Origin of the sequence: Clostridium sp. Marseille-P2415 (genome assembly GCF_900155545.1) — a bacterium.
In the GTDB taxonomy this organism is placed as follows: Bacteria; Bacillota; Clostridia; order Lachnospirales; family Lachnospiraceae; genus Lacrimispora.
The window spans coordinates 1,019,784-1,037,140 of record NZ_LT732526.1 but is presented as its reverse complement, the minus strand read 5'-3'; the positions used below and the strand labels follow the sequence as shown (position 1 = coordinate 1,037,140).

The window sequence follows — 17,357 nt, the reverse complement described above, 5'->3', positions numbered from 1 at the left end:
CTTGCATTTATATCGTGAGATTCATATAATAATAAGAGTGTAGAGAAAGAAGGAGATGAATATGGCAAAACTTATTTTGAGTCAGGCTTCTCAAAAAGGAATACAAGGTGCAAGAAAAGGAAAATTAAAAACTGGTAAAAAATATGAAGAATTAGTAAAAGAAGCCGATAATAGGATAGAAGAGAATCATTATCGTTATGCTAACGCATATAAAAAGGCGGAAAAATATTTAGCCAGATAATTGAATGTATCTTGGATTCCATGAAAGCTGGATAATGTACTTTTATATATAATCATCTGTAATACTTTTTTATGGGGCTGTCGCACCAGTTGATTAAAATCAGCTGGTGTCCAGCTCTTTTTGAATGCTTTTTTACTTCGATCTATGAATTCCTTTTTTAGTTTTGCTATCCAGTAAAGCCGCTATATAATGATTAACTTTGAGTGTACATCTGACGGAACTCAGTCGGAGTACAGGATTTTATTATTTTAAACATGCGAATAAAAGCGGATTGGCTGGAAAAACCGGAACGCAGAGCAACTTCTGTAATGGAAAGCTGAGGATTAATCAGCAATGTTTCGGCAATGGCAATCCGTTTTTTATTTACATATTTGTAAAAGGATACATTCGTAAATTGTTTGAACAGGCGGGTAAAATGATATTTACTGAAACCAGCCAAAGAAGCCACTTCTTCTAAGGTCAGTTCTTCCGTGCAGTGGCTGCTGATATAATTGCATATAAAAATAAACTTTTCCGTATATTTCTTTTGCCGGATGTTTGCAGCATCCAATAAGTGCACATTTTCGGTATGATTGCGGCCGATTAATGCAAACATTTCTAAAAGCATTGAGTATATCTTAGTTTCGGTAAGCGGTAAATCTTTTTTGTATTCCTCCATTATTTCAAGCATGCAGTGATAGAGTTTATCATGTATTGCAGGGAAGGTTTCAGGAGTGATAATAAAGGTTGGATTCAACAGGAACAGGATAGACTCTAATTCTTTCATTTCATGAAACATTGGAAGTTCTGCCTGAAAAATAATCCGTCTTCCCGCCTTAGGTGCCTTTAGAGAGTGGATCACTCCCGGACAAATTAAGATGATTTCACCCGGTTTCAGTTCAAAAGCATGTGAGTTATACAAAACGGAGTATGTATTTGTAAGAGGCATAATAATTTCAAGAGGAGTATGCCAGTGTGAGGGATAGTCTTCTGCCTCTGTGTTATCATAAAGGCGTATATTGGTATATTCTTTATAGTTAACCGTTTCGTGGATTCCTTTTAGATTTTCTATCATTTAAATGGCCCCTTTGCGAAAAATATTGCTTCAAAAAATTGCTTTATCATTTAAAAAATATTATAAAATATATGCATTAAAATTTCAATATTAAATATAAAAGTATTATTTTTGTAAATCTTAATGATTAAAAATTATAAAAACGCAAGAATAATTAAACATATTTTGTGTATAACATAAAAAAACTTATAAAAATGAAAAATGAATAATAGCAATAATTAACAACACAGAGGCAATAATTTTAAAGAAATCATGATAGGTTTCTGCTAAAGTAAAAGTATCAAATAAACGCGAATATAAATTGAGGAGGAAAGGTATGAAAAAGGGATTCATTTCAGTTTTTTTAACAGCCGGGCTTATAATGGGGCTGCTCTCCGGGTGCGGCGTATCAACTGATACGGGCTCTGCAGAAAGCTCGTCAGGAAGCTCTGCAGAGAGTTCTGCAGAAACGGTCAAAGCAACCGGGGATGAAGAACAAATTACATGGATGTTTTGGGATGACTTGGAAGCGACAGAAGATTTGGTCAGCAAAGGCTATAAAAAAGTAATTGATCGTTTTAATGAACAGTATAAGGGAAAATATTATTGCAACGTGGTCACAACAAATCTGGAAGAATATGATACAAAATTAAATGCGCTGATAGCGGCTGGCCAAACACCGGACGTATTCATATGCAACCCGGGTCCAAACCTGACTCAGTATGTAGATTCCGGTGTGGCAGCAGACTTAACAGATATTTTACAGAATCAGGAATCCGGCTGGTATCAGACATTCACTGATGGAATTTTTGAAAGAATCACCTATGATGGAAAGATTATGGCAGTTCCGACTAACTTTGCAGCCGCCTGTGTATTTTACAATACCGAAATCTTCGAAAAGGCCGGCGCAGAAGTGCCAAAGACCTATGATGAATTGATTGATGTATGTAAGAAAATAAAAGATGCAGGCTATACACCGATTTCCTGTTCCGCCGGCACTCCATGGTGCTTGTCCATGATTGCCGGATATCTTTGTGACAGAGAAGGCGGCCCGGATAATTTAACCGGCGCAAATGCAGGAACACTTGACTGGACGAGCGAGAGCTTCCTTGATGCCGGAAACAAGTTAAAAGAGCTTTCCCAGTACTTCCAGGATACTGCCGCCGGGGATTCCAATGACCAGTCCACTGCAAACTTCTATAATGGAGATGCTGCAATGCTTGTGCAAGGCTCATGGGCAATCGCTCAGATCAATGGGAACAATCCGGAATTTGAAGACAAATGCGGTGTATTCCAATTCCCGGGAATCAACGGAGCAGCAGATCCCAACCGCATGATCGTAAAAACAGACAATCTGGTCATGAGCGCAACCACAAAGCATCCGGAAGCTTCTATTGCATTAATGAAAATGTTCACCGATGAAACCTCTCAGAAATATACCGCAGAAACAGCAGGTAAAATTCCTGTAACAAATGTAGAAATTGATTACAATAAAGCGCCAAAACAGTTTTCTTACATCAGCGATATTATGAAAAATGTAACAGGTACACTGGGATTCTATAATGAATCACTGGCAAGCGTAGAGGCAGGGGATGTTTTTGATGATGCTATGGTAGATATCTTTCTTGGAAATGCTACCGCTGAAGAAGCATTCCAAAAAGTGCAGGATTTTTATGAAAAAAATGTACGGAATAAATAATTTATAGAATTTTTGGAGGTATACGATGTAATCAGGCATTCGTATACCTTCGTTATGAAAAAACATGCTTTCCATTATCTGCAAGGAGGACAATATGAATAAGCTATTGGAAGATAAAAAAGCGGCTGTGATTTTTATTGCACCGGCATTCCTTTTGTTTACACTGATTTTATTTATTCCGATTATTCAGGTTATCTATTATTCATTATGTGACTACTCAGGACTTACGAAACCAGAATTTGTCGGGTTTAAAAATTACATAAATTTATTTATAAATGATAATACGATGAAGATTGCTCTGAAAAACTCCATATTCTTCATGCTTTTTTCTGCAATAACACAGCAGTTCCTTGGACTGTTGCTTGCAGTTTTATTAACAAACATAAAAATAGGCAGAAATTTATTCAAAAATATTTATTATCTTCCTTGTGTATTATCCTCAGCTGCGCTGGGTCTGTTATGGGCATTTTTATTCAATCCCAAAATAGGAATTAACCAGCTTCTAAGCTATTTCGGAATAAAAGGGCCGAACTGGCTGTTTTCTACCGGCGGTTTTATTTCCCTGCCCATGTGGGTAATTGGATTTGTAGCACTTTGGCAATATGTCGGACAGACAATGATGCTTTATATGGCACAGATCAGCGGTATATCAAAAGATATCTCTGAAGCTTCCTATATTGACGGAGCATCAAAAGCACAGTCTTTCCGTTATATTACCATGCCCTTGATCAAGCCAATGTTAGTTACTACGCTTTCGTTAAATTGCATTGGTTCTTTAAAATTCTTTGACTTGATTTACAATATGACACAGGGCGGTCCGAACCATATAACAGAAGTATTGGCATCACACTTATATACGCAGGGATTTAAGTACTATAAGTATGGATATGCCAGTGCAATCTCTATTATATTGCTCATTTTATGCTTAATTGTAACGCTTCTTATTAATAAATTCATAAAAGCAGAAACTTATGAGACTTAGGAGGTGGAGTGATGAAAACAAATAAAATGGAAAGACAAAGAAAACCCATAACCGCTGTCAGTATATTCCTCTATATCGCGCTTACCATTCTGGCTTTTATATATCTGTTCCCATTGCTTTGGATGCTCAGTGTTTCGTTAAAAACAAACCGGGAAGTATTAACATCACCGTTTTCGATCCCCAAAATACTGCAGCTTGGAAACTATATATTTGCGTGGACAAATGGAAAACTGGGGCTAGCGACCTTGAATTCCATGATTGTCTGTGGAAGTGCGCTGGTTATCAGTTTATTGATCGGTTCCATGGCGGCCTTTGCTATTGCCAGGATGAGATGGAGGTTCTTACCGTTTGCCATGCAATATTTCCTGATCGGGATGATGGTGCCGGTCCATTGTGTATTGATTCCTCTTTTCGTACGTTTTTCAAAATGGCAGCTAACCAATCATTTGATCGGTCTGGTCATTCCTTACATCACATTTTCGCTTCCGATGACAATCTTTTTGCTGGCAGGATTTTTTAAGAGTATGCCAAATGAAATGTTTGAAGCCGCCTGTATCGATGGTTGTTCTATTTATGGTTGTTTTGCAAAAATAGCTTTACCTCTATCCAGAGTTGGAATGTTCGTGGCAGGCATTATGACTTTTGTAGGTAACTGGAATGAACTTCTTTTAGCAATGGTATTTATTTCAGATTCAATGAAAAAGACATTACCGGTTACTCTGACCTATTTTGTTGGTCCTTATGCGACAAATTATGTGCAGATGTTTGCGGCCATAATCATAGCAATTGCACCTACCATAGCAGTGTACAGTATTTTCAGCAACCAGATTGTAGATGGATTGACAACCGGGGCTGTGAAGGGATGAGCGCGTCCAGAAAAGGGCGATTGGTTTAGTGGGTGGAAATCCCATACGGCAAGGCGTAGCGAGCCACCGTTAGCGAGTCTTGGGTGTTGTCTGGTAACAGGCAAGGCTAAGCGTAGACAGTCAGGAAACAGGGTTGCAATGCTATCGAGCTTCGAAATTTTACAAAGTCTTAAAGGCCGACGCAGTTTATCCATGCGGAAGGCAACATCATAACAAGCGTTAAGCGAGTTTGTTATGGCTTTGACGGAGTCCAAGGGCCAATCATGTTTTACAATGACTAATCAGTCAACTGGAGAGAGCCTGTGATTTCCTGCAAAGCAGATAACTGCTGCATGCAGGTATGACGTACAACGATGACAAGGAGGAAATCAAAGGAGTCACAGGCAGTCGGACACTCTCATAGTACCAAAGAAGCCAGTAATGATGGCGGAGGGAAGGGGAGTGCATAATAACACTCTTTCTGAGGGCACATTTACCGCACTCAGGGGCGGGAGGATAAATGCAAACGAAATTAGAAAGAATAGCAGACAAATCGGCTCATGAAAGCCGACCGGTATTTACATCACTGTATCACTTGCTGAATGAGGAACTATTGCTTCAATGCCATAAAGAATTAGACGGAAAGAAAGCAACAGGAGTCGATGGAATAACAAAAGAGGAATACAGCCAAAACTTAAGAGAAAACATCAGAAATCTGGTGAAAAGACTTAGGAACAAGGCATATAAGCCGAAACCGACCCTGCGGGTGTATATACCGAAAGCAAATGGAAAGAAGCGTCCACTGGGTATTGCAGTCTATGAAGATAAAATTGTGCAATTAGGACTAAAGAAGATATTGGAAGCGGTATATGAACCAAAGTTTCAGGAGAACATGTACGGATTCCGGCCGAAACGCGACTGTCATATGGCAATCAAAGAAATGTGTATCAGTATCGTGCGAAAGCGTATCAACTATGTTGTAGATGCAGATATCAAAGGTTTCTTCGACCATATGAGTCACGAATGGACAATGAAGTTCGTTGAATACTACATCAAAGACCCGAACATACTCTGGCTGATAAAGAAGTATCTGAAAGCAGGAGTGCTGGAAGAAGGGAGGTATCAGACGAATGAATGGGGATCCGCCCAAGGAAATATCATCAGTCCGATATTGGCAAATATCTACATGCACCATGTGCTGGTGTTGTGGTACAAAGCATACTTTGAGAAACGCGGAACGGGAATGAGTTTTCTGGTAGTGTATGCAGATGATTACCTGGCAGGCTTTGAANGCGCGTCCAGAAAAGGGCGATTGGTTTAGTGGGTGGAAATCCCATACGGCAAGGCGTAGCGAGCCACCGTTAGCGAGTCTTGGGTGTTGTCTGGTAACAGGCAAGGCTAAGCGTAGACAGTCAGGAAACAGGGTTGCAATGCTATCGAGCTTCGAAATTTTACAAAGTCTTAAAGGCCGACGCAGTTTATCCATGCGGAAGGCAACATCATAACAAGCGTTAAGCGAGTTTGTTATGGCTTTGACGGAGTCCAAGGGCCAATCATGTTTTACAATGACTAATCAGTCAACTGGAGAGAGCCTGTGATTTCCTGCAAAGCAGATAACTGCTGCATGCAGGTATGACGTACAACGATGACAAGGAGGAAATCAAAGGAGTCACAGGCAGTCGGACACTCTCATAGTACCAAAGAAGCCAGTAATGATGGCGGAGGGAAGGGGAGTGCATAATAACACTCTTTCTGAGGGCACATTTACCGCACTCAGGGGCGGGAGGATAAATGCAAACGAAATTAGAAAGAATAGCAGACAAATCGGCTCATGAAAGCCGACCGGTATTTACATCACTGTATCACTTGCTGAATGAGGAACTATTGCTTCAATGCCATAAAGAATTAGACGGAAAGAAAGCAACAGGAGTCGATGGAATAACAAAAGAGGAATACAGCCAAAACTTAAGAGAAAACATCAGAAATCTGGTGAAAAGACTTAGGAACAAGGCATATAAGCCGAAACCGACCCTGCGGGTGTATATACCGAAAGCAAATGGAAAGAAGCGTCCACTGGGTATTGCAGTCTATGAAGATAAAATTGTGCAATTAGGACTAAAGAAGATATTGGAAGCGGTATATGAACCAAAGTTTCAGGAGAACATGTACGGATTCCGGCCGAAACGCGACTGTCATATGGCAATCAAAGAAATGTGTATCAGTATCGTGCGAAAGCGTATCAACTATGTTGTAGATGCAGATATCAAAGGTTTCTTCGACCATATGAGTCACGAATGGACAATGAAGTTCGTTGAATACTACATCAAAGACCCGAACATACTCTGGCTGATAAAGAAGTATCTGAAAGCAGGAGTGCTGGAAGAAGGGAGGTATCAGACGAATGAATGGGGATCCGCCCAAGGAAATATCATCAGTCCGATATTGGCAAATATCTACATGCACCATGTGCTGGTGTTGTGGTACAAAGCATACTTTGAGAAACGCGGAACGGGAATGAGTTTTCTGGTAGTGTATGCAGATGATTACCTGGCAGGCTTTGAACATAAGGGGGAAGCCAAACGATACTACGAAGAGATGCAGATACGGCTGTGTAAATATGGGTTGGAACTAGAGACGAGTAAAAGCAGACTTGTAGAATTCGGGAGATATGCGAAAGAAAGAAGAAAGCGAAAAGGGGAGGGAAAACCCGAGACCTTTGATTTCTTGGGATTTACATTCTATTGCGGAGAAAACCAGGAGGGAAAGTTCTGTGTGATACCGAAAACCAACGGGAAACGAATGCGGACAAAACTGAAGGAGATGAAGCAGTGGCTGAAGAACAATCGAACAAAGCCATTAAAAGAGATAATGCTGATCCTTAATCGTAAGCTGGTTGGACACTACAGATACTACGGTGTGACGTATAACATACCATCGCTGATGAAGTATCACTATTACACAACGCGCCTGTTATACCGCTGGATGAATCGAAGGAGTCAGAAGAAAAGCTACAATTGGGAGGAATTTAAGCAGATGCTGGATTATTATCCGCTGGCATATCCCAAGAGGTACTACAATCTCTATGCGTAGCGGGAATCTGTAAATGTTATTATGAAGAGCCGTATGCGGGAAAGCCGCACGTACGGTTCTGGAAAGGACTTCGCATTGTGAGGTGCGATTTTACTAAACAAACCCTGAATTTGTAGGAGGAGAAAGAAAGCAAGACGGGAAGAAACGCGTAAAAAAGCAGAACAGTTAGCAGGGTTGGATAAACGTGCTTTCATGATTGTAAATGACAAAGGAGAATTGACAGGAAAGAGGGGCTGCCGCGCCGGCTGATTAAAATCAGCAGTGTTCAGTCTCTTTTTCTGTTTCATACCTGATTCCTATATTGCGCCTATTTTGCCAAATAGTGTTGCTTAATCCCAAAAAGTATCTTATAATTATGCAATATGTTGTTAGACGATATTTACCATGGGAAAAATATAGTTATTGCAATTTCTAAAAATCAGAAAATAAAGATTGTATTTCCTTCTTTTATCGGAATCGCCCAAAACAATGTACCTATTAAAAAATGTGCAGACCGCACATCGTAAAAAGGATTTAATATGAGAAAATTAGCTTTATCAGATGAAATTTTGTTAAGAATTGAGAAACCGGCCCGGTATATCGGAAATGAAGTAAACATGGCAGTCAAAGATCCGTCTGCTGTGGACATCCGCTTTGCCATGTGCTTCCCGGACGTTTATGAAATCGGAATGTCCCATCTGGGTATGCAGATTCTATACGATATGTTTAACCGCAGAGATGACATTTACTGCGAGCGTATCTTCTCCCCATGGACGGACTTAGATCAAATCATGAGGGAACAGCACATTCCGCTTTTCGCTCTGGAGTCACAGGATCCCATTAAGGAATTTGATTTTATTGGAATCACGCTTCAGTATGAAATGTGCTATACTAATATTTTGCAGGTCCTTGATCTGGGCCAGATACCGCTTCATGCGGCTGACCGGACAGAATCCGACCCGATCATAATCGGCGGCGGTCCGTGTGCCTACAATCCTGAGCCGCTGGCCCGGTTCTTTGATATGTTCTATATCGGAGAAGGGGAAACCGTTTATTTTGAACTGATGGACCGTTACAAGGAGAACAAGAAAAACGGCGGAAGCCGCATGGATTTCCTTGAGATGGCGGCGGAAATCGATGGAATCTATATTCCGGCCTTTTACGATGTGGACTATAAAGAAGATGGCACCATCGGGAGCATGAAGCCCAACAATCCTCATGCAAAGGAAAAAATAACAAAGCAGCTGGTTGTCAGCATGGATGATGCTTATTACATTGAAAAGCCAGTGGTCCCGTTTATCAAAGTGACCCAGGACCGGGTAGTGCTGGAGATCATGAGAGGCTGCATCCGCGGCTGCCGGTTCTGCCAGGCCGGGAACGTTTACCGTCCTTTAAGAGAACACAGCCTGGAATATTTAAAGGAATATGCCAGCAAGCTGTTAAAAAGCACCGGGCATGAGGAAATTTCCTTAAGTTCCTTAAGCTCCAGCGATTACAGCCGTTTGGAGGGAATCGTAAATTTCCTCATCGATGAATTTAAGGATAAGGGTGTCAACATTTCCCTTCCTTCCCTTCGAATTGATGCTTTTTCCCTTGATGTCATGAGCAAAGTCCAGGATATCCGGAAAAGCAGCTTGACCTTTGCACCGGAGGCAGGTTCCCAAAGGCTTCGTGATGTTATTAACAAAGGCCTGACGGAAGAAATTATCTTAAAAGGAGCCATGGAAGCCTTTCACGGCGGCTGGAACCGGGTCAAGCTTTACTTCATGCTGGGCCTGCCCACCGAGACGGTGGAGGATATGGAAGGGATCGCAGAGCTGTCGGAAAAAGTGGCAGAAGTCTACTATGAGATTCCAAAGGACCAGAGAAACGGAAAGGTTCAGGTGGTAGCAAGCTCCTCCTTCTTTGTTCCAAAGCCCTTTACCCCATTCCAGTGGGCCAGGATGTGTACAAAGGAAGAGTTTTTGGAGAGAGCCTATATTGTTAAGGATAAGTTCCGGAAGATGCTGAATCAGAAGAGCTTAAAATATAATTATCACGAAGCCGATTTAACGGTTCTGGAAGGTGTTCTGGCCCGCGGAGACAGAAGAACATCGGCTCTGATTGAAGAAGCTTATAAAAACGGTGCCATTTACGATTCCTGGTCCGAACATTTTAAAAATGATATCTGGATGAAGGCTTTTGAAACCTGCGGCCTTGATGCGGATTTCTATACGACCAGAGAAAGAGACTTAGAGGAAGTATTCCCCTGGGATTTTATCGATGCAGGCGTTTCAAAGGAATTTTTAAAGAGAGAGTGGCAGAACGCCATCAGCGAAAAAGTTACTCCAAATTGCCGTCAGCAGTGTACTGGCTGTGGGGCCATGAGTTTCAAAGGAGGGGTCTGCTATGAAGGTAAGAATTAAATTTTCCAAACATGGCCCGGTCAAATTCATCGGCCATCTGGATGTGATGCGTTATTTCCAGAAGGCCATGAGAAGGGCTGATATTGATATCAAATACAGCGAAGGCTTCAGTCCTCATCAGATCATGTCCTTTGCAGCACCGCTGGGTGTGGGACTTACAAGCAATGGAGAATATATGGACATTGAAGTGAAGTCCATAACGGATTGTAAGACCATGACGGATCAGTTAAATGAGGTAATGGTGGACGGAATCCGGATCATTGAATGCCATATGCTTGATGACCGGGCCAAAAATGCCATGTCTTTGGTTGCGGCTGCAGACTATACCCTGACCTTCCGGGAAGGAAAACAGCCGGATGATATGGAAGAATTTCTTAAGGGCCTTTCTGAATTTGCAGGCCAGGACCATATCTTAATAACCAAAAAAACGAAAAAAGGCGAAAAAGAGGTAGATATAAAAGCTTCTATTTATGAGCTTTCAGCAAATGACGGGACTATTTTTATGAAGGTATCTGCCGGAAGCGCGGATAATTTAAAGCCGGAACTGATGATGGAAACCTATTACCAGTGGAAAGGCCAGACCTGTCCGGAATTTGCTTTCCATATCCAGAGAGAAGAGGTCTACGGCAATGCCGGAGATGAGGAGAATAAAATTCTTGTGCCTTTGGGGCTTATAGGAGAATCCATTGAATAAGCTGATCATAACAAGATGGAACGGTTCGGTCATTACCCTGCTTCAGTCGGGAAAAGAAACGGTTCAGATCGATATTGAACCGGAGCAGAACCATTCCGTTTTAGGTAATATTTATATAGGAAAAGTAAGCAATATCGTTAAAAATATCAACGCAGCTTTTGTAGATATAGGCAATGGGCAGACGGGATATTTAAGTCTTAATGATGCCGGCATCCATTATGCTGATGACCGGCCCTATGACGGAAAACTTCGCCAGGGAGACGAAATCGTGGTTCAGGTGGAGAGGGAGGCCGTAAAGACAAAAGCTCCGGTCCTGACCGGTAACTTAAACATTACGGGCCGATATTTCGTACTGACCACCGGAAAAAAACAGATCGGTTTTTCCTCTAAAATTACGGACCAGGACTGGAAACGTGAGATGAAGTCCTATCTGGAGTCGGTAAAGGAAGACGGCTTCGGCATGATTGTCCGAACCAATGCCCCCAATGGGACCATGGAAGAACTTGAGCTTGAGCTTGAGCTGTTAAAGGACTCGCTTAAAAAGATTCTGGACAGTGCGAAGCACAGAACGTGTTACAGCCTTCTTTACAGTTCCGCGCCCTCCTACTTAACCGGTTTAAGGGACAGTCTTAAATCTTCCTTAGAGGCTGTGATAACCGATGAGCCGGATATCTACGAAGCCATAAGAGCGTATTTAACCCGGTACCAGCCGGAAGACTCAGAGCTTCTTACATGGTATGAAGATGAACTGCTTCCCCTGGGAAAGCTTTACCGGATCGAAAAAACCATGGAAGAGGCTTTGGGCAAACGGGTCTGGCTGAAATCGGGAGGGTATCTGGTTATTGAGCCTACGGAAGCCCTGGCTGTCATTGATGTGAATACTGGAAAATATTCCGGAAAAAAGGCGCTTCGTGATACCATTATGAAAGTAAACCTGGAGGCTGCCGGGGAGATCGGACATCAGTTACGGCTCAGGAATTTATCCGGCATCATTATTATAGATTTTATTGATATGGAAACAGAAGAAGACAGGCGGATTCTGGTGGAACGGCTGGAAGAAATCCTCTCCGGAGATCCGGTCAAAACAACTGTTGTTGAAATTACAAAATTGAATCTGGTGGAAGTCACCAGAAAAAAAATACGAAAGCCCCTTTATGAACAGGCATCGCAGATGAAGGAGAAGGTTTCACCATGAAAATCATTATAGTGGGTTGTGGGAAAGTGGGAACAACCCTGGCAGAACAGTTAAACAACGAACACCATGATATTATGCTCATTGATAAGAACGCAGGTGTCATAAATTCCATTACAGAGAGAATTGACGTAATGGGCGTAGTTGGAAATGGAGCCGTTTATAAGGTGCAGACAGAAGCGGGAATTCAGGAGACAGACCTCCTGATTGCTACGACCAACTCAGATGAGCTTAATATGCTTTGCTGCCTGATCGCGAAAAAAGCCGGAAACTGCCATACCATTGCAAGAATCCGAAATCCGGAGTATAATTCTGAAATCAGTTATATCAGGGAAGAACTTGGGCTTTCCATGGCCATAAACCCGGAAATGGCCGCTGCTATGGAAATATCAAGATTACTGCGTTTCCCTTCCGCAATTAAAATCGATACCTTTGCAAAGGGAAGGATCGAGATTTTGAAGTTCATTGTACCGGATCATTCCGTCCTCCATAATATGATGGTGCGCGAAGTCCTGACAAAGCTAAACTGCAATGTCCTGATCTGTGCCATTGAACACGGAAATGAAGTTATCATTCCGGGCGGAGATTCCGTTATGATGGCAGGAGATAAGATTTCCTTTATTGCATCCCCTTTGGAATCCAACGAATTCTTTAAACATGTGGGAATTGATAACAATACAGTAAAAACAGCCATGCTGGTGGGGGGCGGTAAAATTACATACTACGTGGCAAGGCTTCTGGAAAACAGCAAGATAAAGGTAAAGATCCTTGAGCAGAATATGGAGCGCTGCAATGAACTGAGCGAGCTGCTGCCCAGAGCCATGGTGATCCATGGGGATGCTTCCAACCAGGAACTGCTGCTCCAGGAGGGAATCGGCCAGACAGATGCTTTTGCTTCTTTAACAGGCTTTGATGAGGAAAATATCATGCTTTCCCTTTATGCAGCCAGCCAGTCCAGGGCAAAGCTGATCACAAAGGTAAACCGGATTGCTTTTGAAAATATTATAAATTCCATGAACTTAGGCAGTATGATTTATCCGAAGCTGATTACGGCCGAAACCATCCTTCAATACGTCCGCGCCATGCAGAATTCTATGGGAAGCAATGTAGAAACTCTTTATAAGATCGTGGCAGACCGGGCGGAGGCACTGGAATTCCGTGTGGTAAATGAGCCCTGTATTGTCGGAATCCCGCTGGAAAAGCTGGAACTTAAAAATAACCTTCTTGTGGCCTACATCATCCGCAAGGGACGTTTTATCAGTCCGCGCGGAAAAGACACTCTGGAAGAGGGAGACCGGGTAATCGTTGTTACCACAGTGACCGGACTCAATGACTTAAAGGATATATTAAGGTAGGAAAAGGCGAAAAGGTTATGAATAAAAAAGTTATAGTCTATCTATTGGGATGGATTTTAAACATTGAGGCCGCCTTTATGCTGCTTCCATGTATCGTTGCTTTGATTTATAAGGAAACCAGCGGCTTCTGGTTTCTGGCTGTTCTGGCCGCCTGCGGGGCGATCGGTTTTCTTTGTACACATAAAAAACCGGAGAACATGGTTTTCTTTGCCAAGGAAGGCTTTGTTTCCGTATCCTTAAGCTGGATCATCTTAAGCTTTTTCGGGGCATTGCCCTTTTATTTAAGCGGGGAGATTCCCAGATTTGAAGATGCCATGTTTGAGGTTATTTCCGGCTTTACAACGACCGGAGCCAGCATATTAACCGATGTGGAATCCCTTTCGAAATGTATGCTGATGTGGAGAAGCTTTACTCACTGGATCGGTGGTATGGGGGTTCTGGTATTTATCCTGTCCATCCTTCCCCTTGCCGGCGGTTATAATATGTACATCATGAAGGCGGAGAGCCCGGGACCTTCTGTAGGCAAGCTGGTTCCCAGGGTGCGGACGACCGCCAAGATACTTTATGGAATTTACCTGTTCATGACGGTGCTGGAAATTATCCTTCTTCTAACAGGAGGGATGTCCCTGTTTGATTCTCTGGCAATCAGCTTCGGTACGGCCGGTACCGGCGGATTTGGCATTAAGAATAACAGCATGGCTTTTTATAACAGTTATTATCTGCAGGGCATCGTTACAGTTTTCATGATTTTGTTTGGCGTGAATTTTAATGTTTATTACCTGTTCCTGACCCGCCATCCCAAAGAGGCGTTGCGGAATGAGGAGGCCAGAGCCTATATTGGAATCATTGGTGCAGCCATCCTGCTTATCACTGTAAATATCCGCGGTGGCTTTGACAGCCTGTTTTCTGCCTTCCACCATGCGGCATTCCAGGTGGCTTCTATTATTACTACAACCGGCTATTCTACCGTGGACTTTGACTTGTGGCCGGAATTTTCAAAATGGATCCTGGTGCTTCTCATGTTTATCGGTGCATGCGCAGGAAGTACAGGAGGCGGTTTAAAGGTATCACGAGTTGTAATCCTTATTAAGGCCGTAAAAAAAGAACTGGAATCATTGATTCATCCGAGAAGTGTAAAGGTTCTGAAGCTGGAAGGAAAACCGGTGGAACACACTGTACTCCGGTCCATCAATACGTTTCTTGGTGCATACATTGTGATTTTTATAAGTTCAGTTCTGATCGTCAGCCTGGATAACTTTGATTTCACCACAAATTTCACTGCCGTTGCAGCTACATTTAATAATATAGGGCCGGGACTCGCGGAAGCCGGCCCAGCCCGGAACTTCTCCCATTTTTCGCCTTTATCCAAATATGTCATGATGTTCGACATGCTGGCAGGGCGTCTGGAAGTATTTCCAATGTTATTGCTTTTCGCACCATCTACGTGGAAAAATAATTAACGCAGCGATCTATGCCAGTTTCTGAAGTTAATTGCCGCCAGGATAATCACAAATACCACGTTAATAATCAAAATGCTGACTGCTGCCACGATTCCGATGTGGTCAGCCGCACCGCCAACCAGCTGAGGCGTAATGATTCCGCCCATGGCAGATATGGCAGTTATCAGAGACATTCCAAGGGTAGAGCCCTGGATTAATGGACCGGCGTTGGCAATGCAGGTTGGATATATCCCTGACAGGAAAAAACCGAATCCCAAAAGAGCAGCGGTTACCAGCGGAAGGCTTTTTGTAGTGATCAGCAGAAAAAAACAGGCCGCACTTCCTAAGGCGTTTATTAAAATAATGGTGCTCCGTTCCAGCTTTTTTGACAGTGCAGCGCAAAGCAGGCGCCCTGCCATAATTACCAGCCAGGTAAAAGATACCAGTGTTGTTGCGTATGCCGGGCTCATGACGCCCGTATTCTGAAGATAGGTCACAAACCATCCATTGATACAGTTCTCAACTCCCAGGTAAAAAAACAGGATAAAAGCAATGCAGTAAAACGGAAAAGATTTGAGAAAACCGCGGATACCGGAAGAGCCATTGATTTTTTTATTTGCTCTGATATTCTTTGACTTTTCATTGAGCAGGGTATAATCCATAGTCCCGTAGGAAACCGCAGAGGTAGCTGTCAGGAAAAGAATGAGATAAAGGATCACTCTCCAGCCGAATCCGAGTTTCATTAGCACAGCTGTCATAAACGGCGCAAGAAATGCACCAATCGCAAAGCTGCAATGGAGTATGTTCAGTTTCCCGGCGGCTCCGTCTTCATAAATGTCATTTACGGCAGCATTATTTAAAATCGTAATACAGCCCCGGACCAGGCCATAGACCAGCATGACGCCATACATGACCGGAAGGGCAGGCAAAAAGCTTAGTATCAGCAGGCAGACAGGTGCAAAAAGTGTAATCATAAAAATCGCTTTTTTTCTTCCCATGAGAGGAACTATCATTGGAAAGAAGAAACTGGCGGAAAGATTCCCCACGGCCATAACGGAAAGAAGACCGCCTGCAGCCAGGAAACTGATGCCGGCTTCCTCAATGATAGACGGCAATATGGCTCCGATGACCAGAACGGCCATTCCACTGACTGCATATCCGTAGCAGCAGCGGACAAAAATGTGATTGCGTTTATCTGTTTTCATTGGTATACCCCCTTGTTTTATCACGCGTTCTCTATTATACTAAGCGGCAGTAAGAAAAACAAGCGAAAGCTTGGGTATAAACACAAAAAGCAGATTATTTTAGACAAAAATATTGACATAACAGTTAAGGAATGCTATATTAATACAGTATGCCGCACAATGAGGTCTATAAGTTTCCGTTTTTACGGAGCACCATAGTTGGCGAGTAATGATAATAGGAGGTGCCATATGTACGCGATTATTGCAACAGGTGGTAAGCAGTACAAAGTAGCGGAAGGCGATATCATTAAAGTGGAAAAGCTTGGTGTTGACGCTGGCGAGGCTGTCACATTTGACCAGGTACTTGTTGTAAACAATGGTGAATTAGCAGTTGGCTGTCCAACCGTAGCAGGTGCTACCGTAACAGGTACAGTTGTTAAGGAAGGCAGAGCTAAGAAGGTTATTGTTTACAAGTATAAGAGAAAATCTGGATACCATAAGAAAAATGGTCACAGACAGGCTTATACTCAGGTTAAGATCGAAAAGATCAATGCTTAATTATGATAAGAGTAACCGTATTTGTAGATTCGGAACATCATTATACCGGAATCCGGATGCTGGGACATGCAGGCTTGGCGGATGATCCTCAGGAAGGACAGGAACTTGTCTGTGCTGCAGTATCGGCGCTTACATTCAATATGTCCAACAGTGTGGAACAATTTACAGACGATTCCTTTGAAGTGGAAGAGGAAGAAAAGACAGGTGCTTTTCAGTTCCGGTTCACTTCAGATATGACTTCAGAATCACAGCTCCTTATGAACTCTTATATATTCGGATTACAGAATATTGAGGAAGAATATGGAGAGCCATATATTAAAATTCGATTTAAGGAGGTGTAAGCAATGTTAAAGATGAACCTTCAATTTTTCGCTCATAAAAAGGGTGTTGGTTCTACTAAGAACGGCAGAGATTCCGAGTCTAAGAGATTAGGTGCCAAGAGAGCTGATGGTCAGTTCGTATTAGCTGGCAATATTCTTTACAGACAGCGTGGAACTCATATTCATCCAGGCATCAACGTAGGCCGCGGCGGTGATGATACATTATTCGCTTTAGTGGATGGCGTTGTAAAATTTGAGAGAAAAGGCAGAGACAAAAAGCAGGTTTCTGTTTATCCAAAAGTAATCAACGAATAATTGGACCGGCTTCATACCTCAACGTA

The 17,357-nt window shown here is 42.5% G+C and carries 16 protein-coding genes; 14 read left to right on the top strand and 2 right to left on the bottom strand.

The genetic code is table 11. The features are described from left to right. The first annotated feature begins 61 nt into the window (after positions 1–61). A complete protein-coding gene (locus BQ9856_RS09805; RefSeq protein ID WP_077610869.1) occupies positions 62–241 on the top strand; it encodes a hypothetical protein in 180 nt (59 codons plus the stop codon). Positions 242–434: 193 nt separating this feature from the next. Here BQ9856_RS09805 and BQ9856_RS09800 read toward each other — a convergent pair whose 3' ends face one another. Next, positions 435–1,295: a helix-turn-helix transcriptional regulator gene (locus BQ9856_RS09800; protein WP_077610868.1), complete on the bottom strand. Its 861-nt coding sequence runs from the start codon at positions 1,293–1,295 to the stop codon at positions 435–437. A 316-nt stretch (positions 1,296–1,611) separates the two neighbouring features. Here BQ9856_RS09800 and BQ9856_RS09795 point away from each other — a divergent pair, with 316 nt between their 5' ends. From BQ9856_RS09795 to BQ9856_RS09750, 10 genes are all read left to right on the top strand, one after another. Beyond that, the gene (locus tag BQ9856_RS09795) at positions 1,612–2,973 is read left to right on the top strand and encodes an ABC transporter substrate-binding protein (protein ID WP_077610867.1); all 1,362 of its coding nucleotides are present in this window, start codon (positions 1,612–1,614) and stop codon (positions 2,971–2,973) included. A 94-nt stretch (positions 2,974–3,067) separates the two neighbouring features. Then, entirely contained in the window at positions 3,068–3,955 is an 888-nt protein-coding gene (locus BQ9856_RS09790) for a carbohydrate ABC transporter permease (RefSeq protein ID WP_077610866.1), read from the top strand. 11 nt (positions 3,956–3,966) lie between these two features. Continuing rightward, positions 3,967–4,821 carry a carbohydrate ABC transporter permease gene (locus tag BQ9856_RS09785; protein ID WP_077610865.1) on the top strand — a complete coding sequence of 285 codons (855 nt, stop codon included), beginning with the start codon at positions 3,967–3,969 and terminating at the stop codon, positions 4,819–4,821. A gap of 499 nt (positions 4,822–5,320) precedes the next feature. Next, positions 5,321–6,121, top strand: coding sequence for a reverse transcriptase domain-containing protein (locus BQ9856_RS09780; protein WP_077610864.1), 801 nt, complete (start codon positions 5,321–5,323; stop codon positions 6,119–6,121). A 470-nt stretch (positions 6,122–6,591) separates the two neighbouring features. Next, entirely contained in the window at positions 6,592–7,890 is a 1,299-nt protein-coding gene (gene ltrA, locus BQ9856_RS09775) for a group II intron reverse transcriptase/maturase (RefSeq protein WP_077609315.1), read from the top strand. A 518-nt stretch (positions 7,891–8,408) separates the two neighbouring features. Then, the gene (locus BQ9856_RS09770; RefSeq protein ID WP_077610863.1) at positions 8,409–10,274 is read left to right on the top strand and encodes a TIGR03960 family B12-binding radical SAM protein; all 1,866 of its coding nucleotides are present in this window, start codon (positions 8,409–8,411) and stop codon (positions 10,272–10,274) included. Then, on the top strand, positions 10,258–10,968 hold the full coding sequence (locus BQ9856_RS09765) for a TIGR03936 family radical SAM-associated protein (RefSeq protein ID WP_077610862.1): 711 nt from the start codon (positions 10,258–10,260) through the stop codon (positions 10,966–10,968). Before BQ9856_RS09770 ends, BQ9856_RS09765 begins: the two co-directional genes overlap by 17 nt. Beyond that, positions 10,961–12,163, top strand: coding sequence for an Rne/Rng family ribonuclease (locus BQ9856_RS09760; protein WP_077610861.1), 1,203 nt, complete (start codon positions 10,961–10,963; stop codon positions 12,161–12,163). Before BQ9856_RS09765 ends, BQ9856_RS09760 begins: the two co-directional genes overlap by 8 nt. Further along, the gene (trkA, locus tag BQ9856_RS09755; protein ID WP_077610860.1) at positions 12,160–13,515 is read left to right on the top strand and encodes a Trk system potassium transporter TrkA; all 1,356 of its coding nucleotides are present in this window, start codon (positions 12,160–12,162) and stop codon (positions 13,513–13,515) included. Before BQ9856_RS09760 ends, trkA begins: the two co-directional genes overlap by 4 nt. A 17-nt stretch (positions 13,516–13,532) precedes the next feature. Beyond that, entirely contained in the window at positions 13,533–14,975 is a 1,443-nt protein-coding gene (locus tag BQ9856_RS09750; protein ID WP_077610859.1) for a TrkH family potassium uptake protein, read from the top strand. Here BQ9856_RS09750 and BQ9856_RS09745 read toward each other — a convergent pair. Further along, complete coding sequence (locus BQ9856_RS09745) at positions 14,972–16,159, bottom strand: MFS transporter (protein WP_077610858.1); 1,188 nt, start codon at positions 16,157–16,159, stop codon at positions 14,972–14,974. The two genes, BQ9856_RS09750 and BQ9856_RS09745, sit on opposite strands and share 4 nt — an antisense overlap. Before the next feature lie 228 nt (positions 16,160–16,387). On the opposite strand from BQ9856_RS09745, the gene rplU reads away from it, so the two are divergent. The 3 genes from rplU to rpmA are packed head-to-tail and all read left to right on the top strand — an operon-like array spanning position 16,388 to position 17,331. After that, on the top strand, positions 16,388–16,696 hold the full coding sequence (rplU, locus tag BQ9856_RS09740) for a 50S ribosomal protein L21 (protein ID WP_077610857.1): 309 nt from the start codon (positions 16,388–16,390) through the stop codon (positions 16,694–16,696). Positions 16,697–16,698: 2 nt separating this feature from the next. Next, complete coding sequence (locus tag BQ9856_RS09735) at positions 16,699–17,037, top strand: ribosomal-processing cysteine protease Prp (protein WP_077610856.1); 339 nt, start codon at positions 16,699–16,701, stop codon at positions 17,035–17,037. A gap of 3 nt (positions 17,038–17,040) precedes the next feature. Next, positions 17,041–17,331, top strand: a complete 291-nt coding sequence (gene rpmA, locus BQ9856_RS09730) for a 50S ribosomal protein L27 (RefSeq protein WP_077610855.1) — start codon at positions 17,041–17,043, stop codon at positions 17,329–17,331. Positions 17,332–17,357: the final 26 nt, after the last annotated feature.